Source organism: Rhizobium sp. BK376, assembly GCF_004341625.1.
Classification (GTDB): domain Bacteria; phylum Pseudomonadota; class Alphaproteobacteria; order Rhizobiales; family Rhizobiaceae; genus Rhizobium.
This window is the reverse complement of record NZ_SLZG01000001.1, coordinates 114,137-133,217: the sequence shown is the minus strand read 5'-3', so window position 1 is coordinate 133,217 and position 19,081 is coordinate 114,137. Positions and strand designations below refer to the sequence as shown.

Here is a 19,081-nt window from a genome sequence, read left to right as displayed (position 1 = left end):
TTCATCCGAGAGTGAAGCCGTGCGCTTTTGCGTAATGCGCAAGCGTTTCGGCCGACGCCTGCGGATCGGCGACAGCGACATAGGTATCAGGCCGCAGCAGATAAGCGGCATCCCGCGCCAGCCCGGCTTTCTCATGCTCCGGCCGCCATTCGAAGACATGCAGCGGAATGCCCTGCTGGTTGCACCAGCTTTCCAGATCGGACTTTGCCGTCCCATAGACATGGACCTGCCAGGTAATGGCAGCGAGGGGCGCATAATTGTCCGCGTTGGCCAGACGCACCCATGGCAGGCGATCGCCGCCCAGAACCTTGTGGGCAAATCCTACGCTTAAGGGACTACCGTGATAGTTCAGCATCGTTTGGGAGATCAGCCGGAACATATATTCCCGCACATCCGAGAAACTGGTCGCAACGCCGATAAAGAGCGGCGCAATCCTCAGGCGCACGAAATTGGCGAAACTCCCTTCTGCCGCGACGAAACTGAACACGCGGTCGGTCGTGTCCACGAGCCTGTGAGCAAATGCCATGCGCTCTCCTTGATAGGTATCGAGCAGGCTGTCCGGTGCCTTGCCCTTGACCACTGTCGCCAGCTTCCAGGCCAGATTGATTGCATCGCCGATGCCGGTATTCATGCCCTGGCCACCGGCCGGGCTATGCACATGGGCCGCATCCCCGACCAGGAAAGCGCGTTCATGCCTGAACCGATCGGTGACGCGGTGATGGACGCGGTAGGTCGAAAACCAGTTCACCTTGTCGATCCGCACGCCAAGGGCGTCGACCGCCAGATGGCCGACATCGTCAAAAGTGAGGGCGTCGCCATCCATCCGGCTTTCGTCGATGGTGCCGATCAGGCGATACATGTCATCATGGCCGTAGCCGAAAAGAGCGACAAAATCGGTGCCTTCGAAACTGGCATGTATCTGGTTGGGAGGATTCATGCCGCGTGCTTCCACATCGGCAACATAGAAGGTCTGTCTGTAAGTCCCTCCCTCGAAATCCGCGCCGATCTCGTGGCGCACCGTCGAGTGAGCGCCGTCGCAGCCGGCAATGTAACGCGCCTCGCAGATCTGCTCGCCTCCGCCGGCCTGCAGCCGTGCTTTGACGTGGTCGCCCATATCTTCGAAGTCGAGCAACTCTGTCTGTCGCTGGACATGGACACCCATGGCCTCAAGCCGCTCGATCAGCAGACGCTCGTGCTGGTCCTGCGGGAAGATCAATACGAAGGGATAGGGCGTGAGGTCTTTTCCGGCATCAGCCAACGTGACCTGTGCCTTGCGCTTGCCATGGACCCAGAGATTGACGCTGGGATTGCGATACCCCGCCGCGACAACTGTCTCCGCAATGTCGAGTTGCCGATACAGCTCCAAAGTGCGTGCCTGAACAGCCATTGCCCGTGAAGTCTCTCCAGGGCCGACACTCTTGTCGATGATACGAACCTTTATGCCTTGCTGGGCCAGCCATAGCGCCAATACCAGACCTGTTGGCCCCGCGCCCACCACCAGAACGTCTTCCACGGCAAATCCTCCCGCTGCAAAGCCATAAATGACTTTGGGGTCATTTAGTTCCGCATCGATCGAGAGAAAGGAGCTGAACAGGACGCCGGCGGGTGATGAAGAGATCGCCTAAAGCAAAACCGCCGCCGGAGACCGGCGGCGGCTTGAATGATCAGTTGGCCAAAGCGCCGCCAATGATTGCGCCGAGAGCGAATGCTGCTGCCGGGTACCAGAGACCATCGTGGCCACGGCGATAGCCGGGCCGATGGTCCCTATAGCCCTGATAACCGTGATAGTATCCCTTGCGATCAGGTCCACGGTGCGGTCCCCAGCCCTTCGGATATTTCTCCGAGTGATGCCGGTCGTTCCTGTGCCAATCCTGAGCGCTGGCCATCGGAGCGGCCATTACAGTTGCAGCAAGAGCAATTATCAAAAACTTCTTCATGAATGTTTCCTTCATAACATTGCCCCCGGACACTATCTGGCGATAGGTGAACGTAACGTGAAGCGTCCGTTCATATATGTGCCAGTTGTGACTGGAGTGGGGTGCGCCGGGAGGCCGCGGCACGCCCCTATCAAATTGCTAGTGCAACGAGGCGCTTGCCGCCTGCCGCTCATCCTTGTCATGGAGCGCGAACTTGTCGACCATGTCGGCGCTGGCCCTGTTGAAGCCGAGCACCTCGATATCCACACCCGCACGCCGGAACTTGATAACGACCTTGTCGAGCGCGCCGACGGCCGTAATATCCCAGAGATGGGCTTGGCTCACATCTATGATGATCTTCTTTTCCGCAGTCGAGAAATCGAAGGCACCGATGAAGCTCTCGGCGGAGGCGAAGAAGATCTGACCTTCCACGCGATAGGTCACCGTGTCCGAATCTGCATCGTCGCTCCGTGTGACGGTGAACAGTCTTGCGACCTTGCTGGCGAAGAAGATGCCCGACAGCAGCACGCCCACCACGACGCCCTTGGAAAGATCCTGCGTGGCAAGCACGGTCGCGACAGTCGCAAGCATGACGATCGATGAGGTGCCGGGATGGCGCTTGAGGTCGACGATCGACTTCCAGGAGAAAGTCCCGATCGAGACCATGATCATCACGGCGACAAGGGCCGCGACCGGCACGATGCGCAGGATATCGTCGAGCACCAGAAGCAGCACCAGCAGGAAGGCCCCGGCGACGAAGGTCGAGAGCCGGCCGCGGCCGCCTGACGTAACGTTGATGACAGATTGGCCGATCATGGCGCAGCCGCCCATGCCGCCGAATAGCGCCGAGACGATATTGCCGGCGCCTTGCCCCATGCATTCGCGGCTTTTGTTGCTCGGCGTATCCGTCAGGTCATCGACGATCTGCGCTGTCAACAGCGATTCCAGCAGGCCGACTGCGGCAAGTGCGATCGAATAGGGAAAGATGATCCGCAGCGTCTCCCAGGTCCAGGGTATCTGCGGAAGGACAAAAGGCGGCAGCGCCGTCGGCATCTCGCCGAGATCGGCGACCGTCTTTACCTGAATACCGAGGCCAAGCGCGATGACGGTGACCACGACAATCGCCACCAGCGGCGAGGGGAGCGCCTTGGTGATATAGGGGAACAGATAGATGACGGCCAGCGCAATGGCGATCAGCAGATAGGTCACCTCAGGCACATGGATGAGCTGCGGCAGCTGCGCGATGAAGATCAGGATCGCCAGCGAATTGACGAAACCGGTCATGACCGAGCGGGAGACGAAACGCATCAGCCGCCCGAGCTTCAGGAAACCGGCAACGATCTGCAGCAGGCCCATCAGGATCGTGGCAGCGAAGAGATATTGCAGGCCGTGGTCGCGGACCAGCGGGCCCATGAGGACTGCAGTGGAGGCGGTGGCCGCAGACACCATGGCGGGCCTGCCGCCTGTAATCGCCGTGACGCAGGCGATTGCCACCGAGGCGAAGAGCCCGACCTTGGGATCGACGCCGGCAATGACCGAGAAACCGACGGCTTCCGGGATCAGAGCGAGCGCGACGACGATGCCGGAGAGAAGATCGCCACGGATGTTGGAGAACCACTCCTGACGGTAGTTTGAAAGAGATCGCATTGGAGATTTTTCACAGTTGAATGCAACGGGCCGAGAGGCTCGGTCCTTGGAAAGGTTGCGTTGCTGTGTTGTCTGGCGGATCGGCGGCCAGAAGAGCCACCCGGGGTTTCACCGGGTCCTTGTGGATGCTCATCCCTAACTTACAAAGTCTTGCGGTGCAACGCCGAACTGCGGAATGGCTTGCTCCAAAGGTCCTCGTGGAATTCTCTTGCCTCCAAACATATGTCGGCCGGCGAGTTTTATCGCGGCCGACACCTCACGGATCATCCGATAGCCAGAACAGGGGCCTGATGGCCCTCCGCTTAGAACTGGGCGACACCACCATCGACGAAGAGTTCGATGCCGGTGATATAGCTGCTGTCGTCGGAGGCGAGGAAGACGGCAGCCTTGGCAAGATCTTCCGGTGTGCCCATGCGGCCGAGCGGCACGTTCGCCTTCATCGCATTCCGTACACTTTCATCGGCGAGAACCGAAAGGCCGGGCGTTTCGGTATGGCCTGGGCTCAGCACGTTGATGCGGATGTCGCGGCCTTTGAGGTCGACGATCCAGCCTCTGGCGAACGAACGGATCGCGGCCTTGGTTGCGTCATAGACCGAGAAGGACGGATATCCCTTTATCGATGCGATAGACCCGGTAAGGATCACCGACGAGCCCCTGGAGAGCAGGGGCAGCGCCTTCTGCACGGTAAAGAGAAGACCGCGCACGTTGGTGTTGAACGTCTTGTCGAAATGTTCTTCCGTGATTTCGCCGAATGTGCCGAACTCGTAAAAGCCGGCATTGGCGAAGAGAATGTCGATGCGGCCGGCCTTTGCCTTCACGACTTCATAGATCCGATCGATGTCATCGATTTTTGCTGCATCGGCCTGGATCGCCGTGACGTTTCTGCCAATCTCTGCGACCGCCTTGTCGAGTTCCGATTGACGCCGGCCGGTGATGAATACCTGCGCCCCCTCCTCGACAAAGTGCTTTGCCGCACCAAGGCCGATGCCGGCGCTCCCGCCGGTGATAACCGCGATCTTGCCTTCGAGCTTCCTTGCCATCGTTCCATTCCTTCTGATGTGCGTCGGCTGTTCGCTCGACGCTGTGTTGTGCTTCGTGATCCGCTGGACCATGCGACTGAAGGTACGGATTGGAGGGAAGCCGCGGTAGAAAGCGGCGGCGACTAAGACCTATTCCTGACAGGAATGGCAATGTTAATGGCATTTCGTGGAAGAAGTTTGAGGTTCAGGACGGTTTGGAGAGGTCGAGATTGGCCAATTGCTCTTCGACAAAGGCAGCAAAGGCACGCGCCTTGGCGCTGACGCTGCGACCGGCCGGAAAGACAGCCCACAAGTCGATTGGAGCGAGCGCCCAGTCGTCAAGCACAGCCTTCACGTGGCCTGAGGCGAGCTCCGGCGCAAACATCCATTCTGAGGCAACCGCAAGCCCCATGCCGGCAAGCACGGCTGCGCGAACACCTTCCGCGGCTGAGATCCGGACCCGCCCTCTGAGTGTTACGGAAACTTCCGATGAGTCTTTGCGAAACATCCACACATCGCGGCCGCTGCCCTTTGCATAGATGATGCTTTCATGAGAAATCAGCTCACCGGGAATGCGTGGCTCGCCCGCTCTTTCGAGATAGGAGGGAGCTGTGACGACCAGACGCGGCGATTCACCGATCTCTCGAGCTGTAAGATTGGAATCAGACAAGGCTCCCATCCGCAGGCTGATGTCGATGCCTTCCTCGATCAGGTCGATATGACCGTCATCCAGGACGATTTCCATATCGAGGTTTGGATGTTGTGCCTGAAACTTTGGGAGATGCGGAATGACGTGCAGGCTCGCGAATGTCGGAGCTGCGCTGACGCGAAGGCGTCCCGAAAGGCTGGCACCTGCGCCTCGGGCAGCATAATCGGCTTCGTCGGCCTCTTCGATCGAGCGCTTGGCGCGCTCGTAAAAGCTCTCTCCTGCCTCGGTCGGTGTGAGACCACGCGTCGAGCGGAGTAGCAGCTTTATACCGAGCCGTTCCTCCAGCTGAGCAATGGTTTTCGATATTGCCGGCTGGCCGACACGCAATTGCCGCGCCGCTTCAGAAAAGGAGCCGGTTTCAACGACCCGGACAAAAGTCTCCATTGCCGCCATTCTATCCAAGTCGCGATCTCCCTTCGGAAGTGTCATTCCACCATGGAATGGATGCCACGACGTGCGCAAGACCAAACCGAGGCTACTCAATGGCACTTCGGTCTGCTGGTCATCCCAAGGGCGCATTGACAAGGGTCTCGCCCGTAGTAGCATCCACCTGGATGCCATAGTCGGGCGATGGCCTGTTGAACGACAGCGCATGATTTCGACTGGTTGATCATGGCGGAGTTCGAGCAGTGGGACTGTCCTGGCAACAGGGTCCGCTATCTCCTGGAGCAATTGGCCGTTTTCTTCTTCCAGAACCGCTGCTGAAAAGATTGCTATACGTCGAACGTCTTTTTCGGCGGCGGTGATATTGCCAGCAAAAGGGCAAGGTACCATGGCTCGACTACTATCGGTGAACGTTGGACTCCCGCGTGACATCCAGTGGAAGGGCCGCACGGTCCACACGGGAATATGGAAAACGCCCGTCACCGGCCGCTGCCGGGTGGCCAAGCTGAACCTTGATGGAGACGGGCAGGGCGACCTCGGCGGTCATGGAGGCATCTATCGCGCCGTTTTCGTCTACCAGATCGAATCCTATCGGCATTGGCAGGAGCAGCTGAAGCGAACCGACTTCGTGCATGGGCAGTTTGGCGAGAACTTCACCATCGAAGGATTGCCCGATAGCGAAGTCTGCATTGGAGATCGCTATCAGATCGGAAGCGCGCTCTTCGAAGTCACCCAGCCTCGCGTCACCTGTTATCGTGTCGGCATACGCACGGACGAACCCAGAATGCCGGCGTTGCTGACAGGCAGCGGACGACCCGGCTTTTACTTTCGAGTGCTGCAGGAAGGAACGGTCGGCGCCGGCGACGAAATCGTAAAGGTGGGACAGGCGAAAGACGGAATGACCGTGGAGCAGATAAACGCGCTGCTCTATTCGCCCAATCACCCGCGCGACCAGCTGGAGCGGGCAATGGCGCTTGAGGCGCTTTCGCCGGGCTGGCGTGGCTCGTTCGAGGCATTGTTGCAGAGCGAATCCTCTCCTTCGGAAGGGGGCAATGCCGGCCTTGTGCCGGCGGTTGCGGCACGTCCCGTCAAATCCGGATTTCGGCGACTGACGGTGACGGCAGTCAATCAGGAATCTGCAGATGTGCTTTCGCTGACGATGACGAGCGCGAATGACGAACCTTTGCAGATGGCGCTGCCGGGCCAGTATGTCGTCCTGCGTCTTCAGGGGGTGGGCGGCGGATCGTTGCTCTATCGCAGTTATTCTCTCTCTGCCTCCCCTTCCGCAAAGCAGTATCGCATCAGCGTGAAGATCGAGCCTGATGGAGCAGCCGGAACCTATGTGAAGGATCATGTCGGGGTAGGCGATGGTCTCGACGTCAGCATGCCGCGCGGCAGCTTCTTTTTGCAGCCCGGCGAGGGGCCGGTAGTCCTGGTCAGCGCGGGTATCGGAGCAACGCCCGTTCTTGCAATGCTGCATGAGCTGGCGAGCGCGAAATCAACAAGGCGGGTTGTGTGGGTCCATGGAGCTCGTGATCGACAGCATCATCCCTTTGCCGGGGAGGTCCGCCGGCTCATCCAAGACCTGCCACATAGCCGCAGCGTCATCTATTACAGCAAGCCCGGAGCGGACGAGAAAGCCGGCGAGGATTTCGATGCCGTGGGTCACCTGTCGCTCTCGGTCCTGAAAGAGCTCGACGTGCCTCGAAACGGGGATTTCTACCTGTGTGGACCGACACGTTTCATGTCAGAGATGAAGGCGGCGCTAACAGATCTCGGCGTCCCGCCCGCCGGCATTCATCTTGAAATCTTTGACGGAAACGAAGCAATGACGCCGGGCATCGCTGCAGCCGCGACGCGACTGCCCCATCTTCCCGATAACGACGCCAATACCGGCCCACTCATCTCCTTCGCGCGCAGCGGGATCGCCGCGCACTGGAATGGCTCGGTGTATCAAAGCATTCTGGAATTGGCGGAAGCTTGTGATGTGCCGGTGCGCTGGTCCTGCCGCAGCGGCGTTTGCCACAATTGCGAGAGCGGGCTGATCTCGGGCACGGTGAACTACGCGCCCGATCCACTAGATCCCCCCGCGGCCGGGAACCTGCTGATTTGCTGTTCCCAGCCTCAGGTCGACATAGTGATCGACATCTAACCCGGTCAGATTTGGGTGGGAGAGCGCACGCGCAGACCCTAATCAGGCCGGTCTTGAGACCGGCTCGATGTATCGGGTGACCAGATTGCCTTCGACGTCATAGACGGTAAGGGCGACCATCCGGCCGATGCGTGACGCGTCGAGATGCCGGATCAGGTCGTCCACGCCTGCGACCGGAAGCTTGTCCACGGCGATGACAAAGTCGCCTTCCTTCAAGCCGCCGTTCGCCGCCGGGCTTCCGGGATCGACGCGCCGGATCCGGACTGTCGCCGACTGAACGACCCCGGCCAGCAGCGCGACGCGACGGGGCAGGGCGACGGTATCGCCGGCAATTCCGATGAACGCACGCCTGACCTGGCCGAACCGCAGGATTTCGGACACCACGAAGTTGGCCGTGTTCGACGCCACGGCAAATGCGATGCCCTGGGCACCCATGATAACGGCCGTATTGACACCGACGACCTCGCCTCGCGACGAGACGAGGGGGCCACCGGAATTGCCAGGGTTAAGCGCGGCATCCGTCTGGATCACGTCATCGATCAGCCGGCCGTTCGATGCGCGCATGGATCGGCCCAACGCAGAGACGACGCCCGTCGTGACGGACCAGTCGAAGCCGAGCGGGTTGCCGATGGCGACAGCGATGTGGCCGCGGCGCAGACCCTTCGAATCCCCGAGACGCGCCCAGGCTTGGACATCCATGTTCGCGCGGATGAGCGCGATGTCGGTGTCCGGATCCCGGCCAAGGACGACGCCATCTCCGACGCTGCCGTTGGCGGTGCGGATGCGAACTGCCTTGGAGTCTTCCACGACGTGGTTGTTGGTTATTATCAGTCCGTCCGGAGAGATCGCAAATCCTGATCCGTGCCCCGGACGACCGTCGATCCGCTCGATGCGGCTGACGCTCGGTCCCACCAGATCGACCACGTCCGCGATCGTCTGAGAATAGGTGTCTATCAAGACCGCGTCGGAGGGACGCGGAATTTCCTTATCAATGTATCCCATAGCTTTGCTCCTGATGAGCTCGCCCTAGGAGGTGAGCAGGAGCATCATGTGGTTCTTAGCAAAATGTAATACAAGTGGTCACCGTTCCGCCGTTCAGCGGCCAGTGCAACCGGTTTCTATGCTTCGTCCAATGACAGTTTCAGATCGGCAATCAGGTCGTCGGGATGCTCGATGCCGATCGATAGGCGGATCGTCGATTCGAGTACTCCGATGCGTTCTCTCACCTCGACCGGCACGCCCGAATGCGTCGTTGTCGCCGGATGGGAGGCGAGCGATTCCGTTCCTCCCAGGCTGACGGCGAGCTTGAAGATTTTGAGCGCATTGAGGAACTTGAATGAGGCGGCCTGGCCACCCCTGATGTCGAAGGAGAACGTCGAGCCAGCGCCGCTGCACTGGGCCGCAAAGGTGCGTCCCGTCGGAGATTCCGGGTCGCTGTAAGAAAGGTAATGGATCTTTTCGACCTTGGGATGCGCGCGCAGGAAATCCGCCACGGCCTTGGCATTGCTGTTTGCGCGTTCCATGCGTATCTGCAGCGTTTCCAGCGATCGTCCAAGCATCCAGCAGGAATGCGGATCGAGCTGCGTGCCGATCGCGCCTCTGAGCGCCTTGACCTGCTTCATGACGGCCTTGCGGCCAAGGGCTGCCCCGGCGATCAGATCCGAGTGGCCGCCGACATACTTCGTCAAGGAGTAGAGCGAGATATCGGCGCCATGCTCGATCGGCCGTTGGAACACCGGCCCAAGCAGCGTGTTGTCACATGCGATGATGGGCATATGGCCCTGCCGTTCTGCGATCAGGTCCGCAATCCGGCGGATCATCGCGACATCGACGAGGCTGTTGGTCGGGTTCGCCGGCGTTTCGACCAGGATGACCGAGACACGGCCCTTGCCCATGGCTTCCTCCGCGGCCGCCTTCACCGATGTCTCGCTGACGCCATCCGCAAAACCAACCGCAGAGACGCCGAGATTAAGAAAGGTCTTTGCCAGCAGCGTTTCAGTGCCGCCATAGAGCGGCTGCGAATGCAGCACCGCATCCCCCGGCCTGACAAAGGCCAGAAGCGTCGTCGCGATCGCCGACATGCCTGACGAGAACAGGACGCAGCTTTCCGTACGCTCGTAGACCGCCAGGCGGTCCTCGACGATCTCGCTGTTTGGATGGTTGAAGCGCGAATAGACGAGGCCTGCGCCCTTGCCCTGGGGCGGCTCTTTGCGGCCGGAGACATAGTCGAAGAAGTCGCGGCCGTCCTCGGCCGACTTGAAGACGAAGGTCGACGTCAGAAAGACCGGCGGCTTGACCGCACCCTCGGAGAGTTCGGGATCATATCCGTAGTTCAGCATCTGCGTCTCGGGATGAAGGGCGTGAGTGCCGAGATGGGTTTTCGATGGATGCGGCGCGGTCATAAACGTGTCCCCTCCTGGTTGAGAGCGCGAACTTCGCATCGCGAATACCGTCATCGCGGCGGCGCGTCCCTGTTGTTAATTTGGGGCGCCTTGTGCTGCCGGAAAGGCAGGGGGTGCGGATATTCGCTGACTTCAGGGAACGGAGGTGGTCCTGGCAATCGCCGTCGAAGCCTTGCAAGACGATCGGTGCAGACCTGCTGCAATTGCATGCAAAGCCGGTTGCGAGACTGGTTATATGCTTCCACATTAGTGCTCTGACATATTCCAACCTCTTCCACCCATTATGACCGCGCTTGTGCAGCCTTTTCGCTGCTGACAGATTTGCGCGCGAAGGAGATGCTATGCACGGAATGTCCAAGACCCTGACGGAAATGAGCCTGAACGAACGGGCCAACATGATGATGGTCGTCGCCGAGTCCCTGGAAACGGTCGCCGGAGAGGCCGAGGAAGGCGGAGATGCGCGGTTCGCGGCCAATTCAATGGCGATCGCATGTACCATCCGCGGCTGCGCCAACGATCTTTCACAGCGCGATCTCAGGGCAGCCGAGCTTCTGCTCGAGCAGGGGATCATGCTGATGCACGCCTACAGGACGCGGACAGCGCGTTTGGAAACGGTCAACTAGCCGAAGTTGTTTCGACATTGTCGTGGCTCCAACGAATGAGACTGGCGGTACCCAGCCACCCGGCTCCCGGCGAGGGTACTACCGGTATCTCCCTCCACTATGACAACCAACCGGCCGATGGGGCAGCCTCGCATGACAAAGTCCGAGGATACGACCGCTTTGATCGCCCATGACGAGGAAGCCTTCCTGAAGGCGCTCGCTGCCATCCCCACGGGCTATTCCGAAGGCGATTTCAACGGCCGCCGCTGGGGTGCGACCATCAAGCGATCACCTGATCTAAAGCGCATCTGGCTCTTCGCCGAGGATTTCTCGGGCAGCGATATCGTCAGCTTCAACCTCTATGGGCTGGAAGACGGGCGGCACGCGCTGAAGCCATGCGAGATGTCATCTGAGAAGGTGGTGGCGTTTGTGTTGGGATGGCAAATCGCGACGTAGGGTTTGTCGGCCATCCAGCGATCACGCCGGAACGTAGGTCAGCCTTATGACGTTCTCGCCAATCCTCTCACTGGCGATCAAGCGCAGCAGCGGCCGGGCAGCAGCGAAATATGGTTTGCCGCGACCGAGCACTGCGGGATGGATGTAGGGCTGATATTCGTCAATGAGACCAAGCTCGGTCAGGCTCGCCGCCAACTCCGGCCCGGCGATCCCAATTTCTCCGTCGACCCGGGCCTTGAGCGCACGCATCGTTGCCTCGATCTCTTCTTTGACAAGGGTGGCGTTCGGGCCGACCGATGTCAGGGAACGCGAGACGACCCATTTCGGCTGGGCGCGCCACGCGGTCGCATAGGCTTGTTCCTTCGCGCCCCATTCAGGCCGATCCTCATCCCAATAACGCATGTCCTCATACATGCGGCGACCATAAACGAGGCCGGCCATGCCACGCATCCGCTCCGTGAAGTGCAAAAAGAGCGCGGGATCGCCCGGCAGGAGCTGATGATCGACATAGCCATCGAGTGATTGATTCAGTTCGAAAACGAATTTCGCCATATCAGCTGCCTCCCAAAGCATCGCTAGACTGATTGCGTTATGCAATCGGTTGTGAAGGTAACTTGATAGCTTTTCGGGCGCAATCGATTTTTGAACGCACTGCCTCCGCCCAAAAAGAAAGGGCACCGTTGAGGCGCCCTTTCGTTCAGATGATTTTTCGATGGATCTACTCAGCTGCACCCACTCGTCGCACCGCAAGTGTCGCACTTCCCGCAGGTTCCATTTTGGACCATCGTGAAGTTCTGGCATTCTGTGGACATGTTGCCAGAGTATTCCGAAGGCAATTTCAACGGTCACCGCTGGGGCGCGACCGTCAAGCGGTCGCCGGACCGCAAGCGCATCTGGCTCTCCGCCCAGGGTCTCTCGGGCAGCGATATCGTCAGCTTCAACCCCTATGGGCTGGACGACGGACGGAACGCGCTGGAGTCATGCGGGACGTCATCCGAGAAGGTGGTAGCGTTTGTGTTGGGGCGGGAAGTCACGATCTAGTATTTCACCGTGATTACCAAATATGCTATTAGTTATCAGCTAAGAACATAATAATACTATGTTGGAACTGCCTGCATTCCGTTTCGCCGTGCATTCTCGATACAGCTGTATCGATCAGCATAGGCTTGGGGTGACGCTCCCACCAGCCGTCCGTTGGAGGCTTTTCTGGACCATCGCCATCCATCTCTTTCTAGATATATTTCCCATTTATCGCCATTGGCATCTTTGCAACTTAGGAACATTAAATCACCCCGCAAAACGTGTTCAGGATAGAATAAGATCGCCACAATTGCAATAATATTATGATGCAACTTAATAGTTGTATTCGGTTGTATTTGGGATTTTTATTAAGTCAAAAAAGAAAAAGGGCACCATAAAGGTGCCCTTTCATTTCGATTTTCAATGGATCTACTTAGCTGCAGCCGCTCGTCGCGCCGCAAGTGTCGCACTTCTCGCAGGTTCCATTGCGGACCATCGTGAAGTTCTGGCATTCGGTGCACATGTTGCCGGTATAGCCCTGCATGATCGAGCGCGCGCGGCGTTCGGATTCCAGCTTCTTGGCGTCCGACTTGGCCGTTGCAGCCTCTTCCGCGGCAGCGTCCGAGAAGAGGCCTTCGCTGACGACTTCTTCCGCGATCTCTTCGGCCAGTTCCTTGGCGCGCTCCTCGTAGTCGCGCTTGAAGGCGACGACTTCCGATGTGGAGGCAACGGCCACGGTTTCCAGCTTGCGCACGGTGTTGCCCAAGATTGCGGTGACCGTTGCGCCTGACGCAGCGCGGGCAGGGGTGGCCGAGGCCGAACCCTTGACCTCGGAGGCCTGGCGCTCGCCGCCAGTGCCGGACACCAGCGTCGGCTTGTATCCGCGGGTCAGGCCCTTGGAGACGACATCAGCCTTGCCTTCCGATACGCCACGGCCAAGGGCCGTGTTGTTGAAATCAGACGTATCGACATGGGCGAGATCGTGACGGCCGAGGTAGGAAATCGCCAGTTCGCGGAAGACGTAGTCGAGGATCGACGTCGCGTTCTTGATCGCGTCGTTCCCTGTCACGATGCCTGCCGGCTCGAACTTGGTGAAGGTGAAGGCGTCGACATATTCCTCGAGCGGCACGCCATACTGCAGGCCGAGCGAGACGGAGATCGCGAAGTTGTTGATGAAGGCGCGAAGTGCGGAACCTTCCTTGTTCATGTCGAGGAAGATTTCGCCGAGGCGGCCGTCGTCATATTCGCCGGTGCGCAGGAAGATGGTGTGTCCGCCGATCTTGGCCTTCTGGGTGTAACCCTTGCGGCGACCGGGCAGCTTTTCCTGGCTACGCACGACCTTCTCGATCACCCGCTCGATGATCTTCTCCGTGACGGTAACGGCCTGGGCCGCTGCCGGCTGTGCCAGCAGTTCTTCCAGCGCATCCTCGTCGTCCTCGTCTTCGATCAACGAGGAATTCAGCGGCTGCGACAGCTTGGAGCCATCACGATAGAGCGCGTTTGCCTTCAGGCCGAGCTTCCAGGAGAGCATGTAGGCGCTCTTGCAATCCTCGACCGTGGCTTCGCTCGGCATGTTGATCGTCTTGGAGATCGCACCCGAGATGAAGGGCTGAGCAGCCGCCATCATGCGGATGTGGCTTTCGACCGAGAGATAACGCTTGCCGATCTTGCCGCAGGGGTTGGCGCAATCGAAGACGGCGAGGTGCTCGTTCTTCAGGAAGGGGGCGCCTTCCAGCGTCATCGCACCGCAGACATGGATGTTTGCAGCCTCGATCTCCTTCTTGGAGAAGCCCATGTGGTCGAGCAGGTTAAAGCTCATGTCGCCGAGCTGTTCGTCGGTGACACCAAGCGTGCCCTTCAGGAAATCGGCGCCGAGCGTCCACTGGTTGAAGACGAACTTGATATCGAAGGCCTGCTTCAGCGCGCCGTTGACGGCTTCGACCTTCTCGTCGGTAAAGCCCTTTGCGCGCAGCGAGCCGGGGTTGACGGCCGGTGCCTGGTTCAGGTTGCCGTGGCCGACTGCATAGGCTTCGATCTCGGCGATCTGGCTTTCCGAATAGCCGAGCGTGCGCAGCGCTTCCGGAACGGCGCGGTTGATGATCTTGAAGTAGCCGCCGCCGGCGAGCTTCTTGAATTTGACAAGCGCGAAGTCGGGCTCGATGCCGGTCGTGTCGCAATCCATGACGAGGCCGATCGTGCCAGTCGGTGCGATGACCGAGACCTGCGCGTTGCGGTAGCCATGCTTTTCGCCGAGCTCGATTGCCTTGTCCCAGGCGCTCTTGGCATGGGCGGCCAGATCCTGGTCCGGGTTTTCCGAATGGATCAGTGCGACCGGGTTGACCGACAGGGCTTCATAGCCCGAGGTCTCGCCATAGGCGGCGCGGCGATGGTTGCGCATGACGCGCAGCATGCTTTCGCGGTTCGGGGCAAAGCTCGGGAAGGGGCCGAGCTCGGACGCCATTTCCGCCGACGTTGCATAGCATATGCCGGTCATGATCGCCGTCAGCGAGCCGGCAATGGCGCGGCCTTCGGCGCTGTCATAGGGAATGCCCGACGACATCAGGAGACCGCCGATATTGGCGTAGCCGAGGCCGAGCGTGCGGTATTCGTAGGAGAGTTCGGCGATGCGCTTCGACGGGAACTGCGCCATCATCACCGAGATTTCGAGCACGACGGTCCAGAGGCGGACGGCATGTTCGTAATCGGCAATGTTGATGCGCTTCGTCGCCTTGTCCTTGAACTGAAGCAGGTTCAGCGAAGCGAGATTGCAGGCGGTGTCGTCGAGGAACATATATTCCGAGCACGGGTTAGAGCCGCGGATCGGGCCGCCGGCCGGTGACGTGTGCCAGTCGTTCATCGTGGTGTTGAAGTGCAGGCCCGGGTCTGCCGATGCCCATGCGGCGTAGGAGATCTGCTCCCAGAGGTCGCGAGCCTTGAGCGTCTTCATGACGCGGCCGTCCTTGCGGGCGGTCAGCTGCCAGTCGAGGTCGTTCTCGACGGCGCGCAGGAAGTCGTCCTTGATCGAAACGGAGTTGTTGGAGTTCTGGCCCGAAACAGTGAGATAGGCTTCCGAATCCCAGTCCGTGTCGTAGGTCTTGAACTGCATGTCCTTGTAGCCCTGACGGGCGAACTGGATGACGCGCTGGATGTAGTTTTCCGGAACCTGATCCTTCTTGGCGGCGCGGATTTCGCGCTTCAGGGCAGGGTTCTTGTTCGGGTCGAAGCAATCTTCGCCATCACCCTCGCAATTGACGGCAGCCTTCATGATCGACTTCAGGTGCTTGGAGACGACCTTGGAGCCGGTGACGAGGGCAGCGACCTTCTGCTCTTCCTTGACCTTCCAGTTGATGTATTCCTCGATGTCAGGATGGTCAATATCGACGACGACCATCTTGGCCGCGCGGCGGGTCGTGCCGCCCGACTTGATGGCGCCGGCAGCGCGGTCGCCGATCTTCAGAAAGCTCATCAGGCCGGAAGAACGGCCGCCGCCCGAAAGCTTCTCGCCTTCGCCGCGCAGCATGGAGAAGTTGGAGCCGGTGCCGGAGCCGTATTTGAAGAGGCGGGCTTCGCGGACCCAGAGGTCCATGATGCCGCCTTCATTGACGAGATCGTCCTCGACCGACTGGATGAAGCAGGCATGCGGCTGCGGATGCTCGTAGGCCGACTTCGACTTGGTGATCTTGCCGGTGAAGGGGTCGACATAGAAGTGGCCCTGGCCGGGGCCATCGATGCCGTAGGCCCAATGCATGCCGGTGTTGAACCACTGCGGGGAATTCGGGGCAACGCGCTGGGTGGCGAGCATATAGGCAAGCTCGTCCTTGAAGGCGCTCGCATCTTCTTCGGACGAGAAATAGCCACCCTTCCAGCCCCAGTAGGTCCAGGTGCCGGCGAGGCGGTCGAAGACTTGGCGAGCATCGGTTTCGGAACCGGTCTGCTCTTCCTTCGGCATGCCCTTCATCGCGGCTTCATCGGGAACCGAGCGCCACAGGAAGGAAGGAACATCGTTTTCCTCGACTCGTCTCAGCTTGGTCGGTACGCCGGCCTTGCGGAAATACTTCTGCGCCAGAATGTCGGCAGCAACCTGGGAGAACTGCGCGGGAACATCGATGTTCTCGAGGCGGAAGACGATCGACCCATCAGGGTTCTTGATCTCGCTCGTCGCCTTGCGGAATTCTATGTCCGCATAAGCGCCTTGGCCGGCCTTGGTGAAACGACGTTCTATCCGCATGGTCTCTTTACCTCTGTTTGGTGCGCCCCGTCCCCGTGACCAAGGCGCAAGTTTCCCCGTCCAGCGTCGCGGTATCAGCGCGCAGCCAGTGTTCAATCCGCTTCGACAGGAAGTGTCATCCGAAGATGGTGTCCCTGTATCTTGTGGTGATGGTGGCTGCAAACACTAAATATAGTATTAACAGCTTCTTTCCGCCAGTCCCCAAATGCCGTTTTTGGAAAGCGATCGAAGCCGACAGAAATCCCCCCGGAGCGCCGCCGTTTCCGGTCTATCGCTCTGATTTCCAAATTCGATTTCGAGTGAGAACCGGCCTCGTGTTCAACACTGGTCCGGTCGCCGCCGCAACGTTTTGCTATTAAGTTTGAAACACCTGATTCCGTCAAGGGCTGGTTTTTGTCGGATTGTTAACCACAACATATGGTGGCTCCGGCTGTGGAAAATGGGGGAAACACCGAGAACCCCTGAGATTCAAGCCTTTGAGCGAAAAACTTACCACATCAGGTAGCTGAATACTCACGCCGAGCAACCTGGAGGTAGCGTGCAGGTGACAAGATTCTTAGTGTTGCCAAAAGGTCGCGGACATAGAGACCGCCAACGTGCCACCGCTTCCAGCGATTCGCTCGAATTTGCGTATAGCTCCATGATCTAATTGGATATTCTGTTCGCTTCCGGCTGCAAAGGCGAGATGCATGGCAAATCTGCCGGTATTACTTGTCGGTAAGACGGTGACCGCATAGGACGACATCCGATTCGAATGTTTGCGCGATAGCATCGATCACGTCGCCATCTGGAATCACCGCGTGGCCATAGATTTATTAGAAAATGTTAATGTGTCGCCGTAAGAGCGTGAGCCACCAAGATCTAGTGCCCGTAACAAAAGAGGGGCACACGATTGATGTGCCCCTTCAAAAACAAGTGATGCAGAAGCAGAATCAGCCGCGATGACCCTTGGAGATCGGCTCCTGATAGGTGAAACCCATGTCCCAGGGAAAATAGATCCAGGTATCCTGGCTGACCTCGGTGATGAACGTGTCGATCGTCGGCACGCCTTTCGGCTTGGCATAGACGCAAGCGAAATGCGCCTTCGGCAGCATGGCGCGAACTTCGAGCGCCGTCTTGCCAGTGTCGGTGAGGTCGTCCAGCACCAATATTCCTTCGCCGCCATTGGCGGCAAGCTCCGGATTGATTCCCTTGAGCAGGCTCATTTCGCCCTGGTTGGCATAATCATGGTAGGAGGCGATGCAGACGGTCTCGATCAGTCGGATATTCAGTTCGCGAGAAACGATCGCAGCTGGCACCAGACCGCCGCGGGTGATGCAAACGATAGCCTTGAATTCGCGATTGAGGCCGGAAAGACGCCAGGCAAGCGCGCGGGCGTCACGGTGGAACTGATCCCAGGATACGGGAAAGGCTTTATCGGGGAGGGACATGGCGTTCGGGCTCCGCAAGGCAAGGACAATATTGCGCCGACAAACCGGCGCTCCTCAACAGATCCCGTACGGGCGGACCGAAGACCTATAAACGCAATTCGCGCAGTGGGAGCTGCGCGAACGGGTCCCGAAGCGGGAGTTCTGTCATTGGTCGCTGCTATTAGCGGGATTTGCGGCAAAAAGGCAAGAGCCGCGACCTCCCGCATGCAGCCTCGGTCGCTTTAGCGGGAGAGTAGTGTAAGCGCCGTCATCGACTGCAGAAGCGTCTTCGTCGTGCCGCCGAAGATCATCTGCCACAGCCTGGAATGCGTGTAGGCGCCCATGACCAGCAGATCGATGCTGCTGTCGGAAAGGCGATTCTCGATCACGTGCGAGGCGCTCTTGTCCGCGCTCGAGGCGGTCACCAGCGTTACCTTTATACCGTGACGCGTCAGCGTCGCGGCAATCTCGGTACCGGTCAGGAGGGGCGTCTCGCCATTGGTTTCGACCGGGTCGACCGAGAAAATCTCAACCGCATCGGCAGCTTCCAGGAATGGCATGGCGTCGAATGTCGCCCGTGCGGCTTCCTTCGATCCGTTCCAGGCAATCAGCACGCGCTTGATCGGCTTGGGCTGCTTGAAGATATAGGGGATCATCAGAACAGGCCTGCCGCTTTCGAACAGGAAGCTCTCGACATCCACGTGGGCGTCGGAAGGGCTCGCCGGGTCGGGCTGAACGGCAACGATGAGATCAGAACTCCGCGCACTTTCCAGAAGCGGCTGCGAGGCATAGCCCACCGAGCTTGCAAAGCTGCGCCATTCAAAGGAGACGCCGTTGGCATGCGCCTTGTTGTTGAAGGTCTCCTTGATCTGCTGCGATTCCGTATGGGCCATGTCCTGAAGCGCCTGTACGGCAACCGGATCGGGGATTTCCATCGGCGCGACGAGCGGAACGGCGGAAATGATTTCCGCATGCAGGCCGATGACATGGGCGTCGTGTTCGGCGGCTAGCGCAAGTGCAAAATCGATGGCGACACCGGCATTATCCGATGTATCGAGGATGGCCAGTATGGTCTTGTAGGACATGACGCGGGCTCCTGTGAAAATCTAAGCTGGAAATTGATATTCTGCACGTCTG

At 59.2% G+C, this 19,081-nt stretch carries 14 protein-coding genes, 1 pseudogene and 1 other annotated feature; of the genes and pseudogenes, 4 read left to right on the top strand and 11 right to left on the bottom strand.

Annotated elements, in window-relative coordinates; genetic code table 11:
* Position 1: 1 nt before the first annotated feature.
* The 5 genes and pseudogenes from EV561_RS00650 to EV561_RS00630 all read right to left on the bottom strand — a co-directional run bounded on the left by EV561_RS00650 (position 2) and on the right by EV561_RS00630 (position 5,675).
* The gene (locus EV561_RS00650) at positions 2 to 1,513 is read right to left on the bottom strand and encodes an FAD-dependent oxidoreductase (RefSeq protein WP_132516613.1); all 1,512 of its coding nucleotides are present in this window, start codon (positions 1,511 to 1,513) and stop codon (positions 2 to 4) included.
* 157 nt (positions 1,514 to 1,670) lie between these two features.
* Positions 1,671 to 1,799, bottom strand: a pseudogene (locus EV561_RS00645) (BA14K family protein); the annotation flags it as partial.
* Positions 1,800 to 2,075: 276 nt separating this feature from the next.
* On the bottom strand, positions 2,076 to 3,563 hold the full coding sequence (locus EV561_RS00640) for a SulP family inorganic anion transporter (protein ID WP_132516611.1): 1,488 nt from the start codon (positions 3,561 to 3,563) through the stop codon (positions 2,076 to 2,078).
* 66 nt (positions 3,564 to 3,629) lie between these two features.
* Positions 3,630 to 3,685: a sequence feature (sul1 is cis-regulatory element that is thought to sense ions involved in sulfur or methionine metabolism; They are found in Alphaproteobacteria), on the bottom strand.
* A 180-nt stretch (positions 3,686 to 3,865) separates the two neighbouring features.
* A complete protein-coding gene (locus EV561_RS00635) occupies positions 3,866 to 4,603 on the bottom strand; it encodes an SDR family oxidoreductase (RefSeq protein WP_132516609.1) in 738 nt (245 codons plus the stop codon).
* Positions 4,604 to 4,787: 184 nt separating this feature from the next.
* Entirely contained in the window at positions 4,788 to 5,675 is an 888-nt protein-coding gene (locus EV561_RS00630; protein ID WP_207910485.1) for a LysR family transcriptional regulator, read from the bottom strand.
* Between the two features lie 388 nt (positions 5,676 to 6,063).
* Here EV561_RS00630 and EV561_RS00625 point away from each other — a divergent pair, with 388 nt between their 5' ends.
* Entirely contained in the window at positions 6,064 to 7,827 is a 1,764-nt protein-coding gene (locus EV561_RS00625) for an MOSC and FAD-binding oxidoreductase domain-containing protein (RefSeq protein ID WP_132516605.1), read from the top strand.
* Between the two features lie 42 nt (positions 7,828 to 7,869).
* Here EV561_RS00625 and EV561_RS00620 read toward each other — a convergent pair whose 3' ends face one another.
* Positions 7,870 to 8,829, bottom strand: coding sequence for a trypsin-like peptidase domain-containing protein (locus EV561_RS00620; protein ID WP_132516603.1), 960 nt, complete (start codon positions 8,827 to 8,829; stop codon positions 7,870 to 7,872).
* A 116-nt stretch (positions 8,830 to 8,945) separates the two neighbouring features.
* A complete protein-coding gene (locus tag EV561_RS00615; RefSeq protein ID WP_132516601.1) occupies positions 8,946 to 10,229 on the bottom strand; it encodes a cystathionine gamma-synthase family protein in 1,284 nt (427 codons plus the stop codon).
* 341 nt (positions 10,230 to 10,570) lie between these two features.
* Between EV561_RS00615 and EV561_RS00610 the strand changes: the two genes are divergently transcribed.
* A complete protein-coding gene (locus EV561_RS00610) occupies positions 10,571 to 10,852 on the top strand; it encodes a hypothetical protein (protein ID WP_132516599.1) in 282 nt (93 codons plus the stop codon).
* A gap of 132 nt (positions 10,853 to 10,984) precedes the next feature.
* On the top strand, positions 10,985 to 11,287 hold the full coding sequence (locus tag EV561_RS00605) for a hypothetical protein (RefSeq protein ID WP_132516597.1): 303 nt from the start codon (positions 10,985 to 10,987) through the stop codon (positions 11,285 to 11,287).
* A gap of 21 nt (positions 11,288 to 11,308) precedes the next feature.
* Here the strand turns inward: EV561_RS00605 and EV561_RS00600 are convergent, their stop codons facing one another.
* Positions 11,309 to 11,839: a dihydrofolate reductase family protein gene (locus EV561_RS00600; protein ID WP_132516595.1), complete on the bottom strand. Its 531-nt coding sequence runs from the start codon at positions 11,837 to 11,839 to the stop codon at positions 11,309 to 11,311.
* Between the two features lie 258 nt (positions 11,840 to 12,097).
* Here EV561_RS00600 and EV561_RS00595 point away from each other — a divergent pair, with 258 nt between their 5' ends.
* Positions 12,098 to 12,328 (top strand): hypothetical protein, encoded by a 231-nt coding sequence (locus EV561_RS00595; RefSeq protein ID WP_245512555.1) that lies wholly within the window; start codon positions 12,098 to 12,100, stop codon positions 12,326 to 12,328.
* Between the two features lie 412 nt (positions 12,329 to 12,740).
* Here EV561_RS00595 and EV561_RS00585 read toward each other — a convergent pair whose 3' ends face one another.
* The 3 genes from EV561_RS00585 to EV561_RS00575 all read right to left on the bottom strand — a co-directional run bounded on the left by EV561_RS00585 (position 12,741) and on the right by EV561_RS00575 (position 19,029).
* Positions 12,741 to 16,535: a vitamin B12-dependent ribonucleotide reductase gene (locus tag EV561_RS00585; RefSeq protein ID WP_132516591.1), complete on the bottom strand. Its 3,795-nt coding sequence runs from the start codon at positions 16,533 to 16,535 to the stop codon at positions 12,741 to 12,743.
* Between the two features lie 932 nt (positions 16,536 to 17,467).
* The gene (gpt, locus tag EV561_RS00580; protein WP_132516589.1) at positions 17,468 to 17,965 is read right to left on the bottom strand and encodes a xanthine phosphoribosyltransferase; all 498 of its coding nucleotides are present in this window, start codon (positions 17,963 to 17,965) and stop codon (positions 17,468 to 17,470) included.
* A 221-nt stretch (positions 17,966 to 18,186) separates the two neighbouring features.
* Positions 18,187 to 19,029, bottom strand: coding sequence for a universal stress protein (locus tag EV561_RS00575; protein WP_132516587.1), 843 nt, complete (start codon positions 19,027 to 19,029; stop codon positions 18,187 to 18,189).
* Between the last annotated feature and the right edge of the window lie 52 nt (positions 19,030 to 19,081).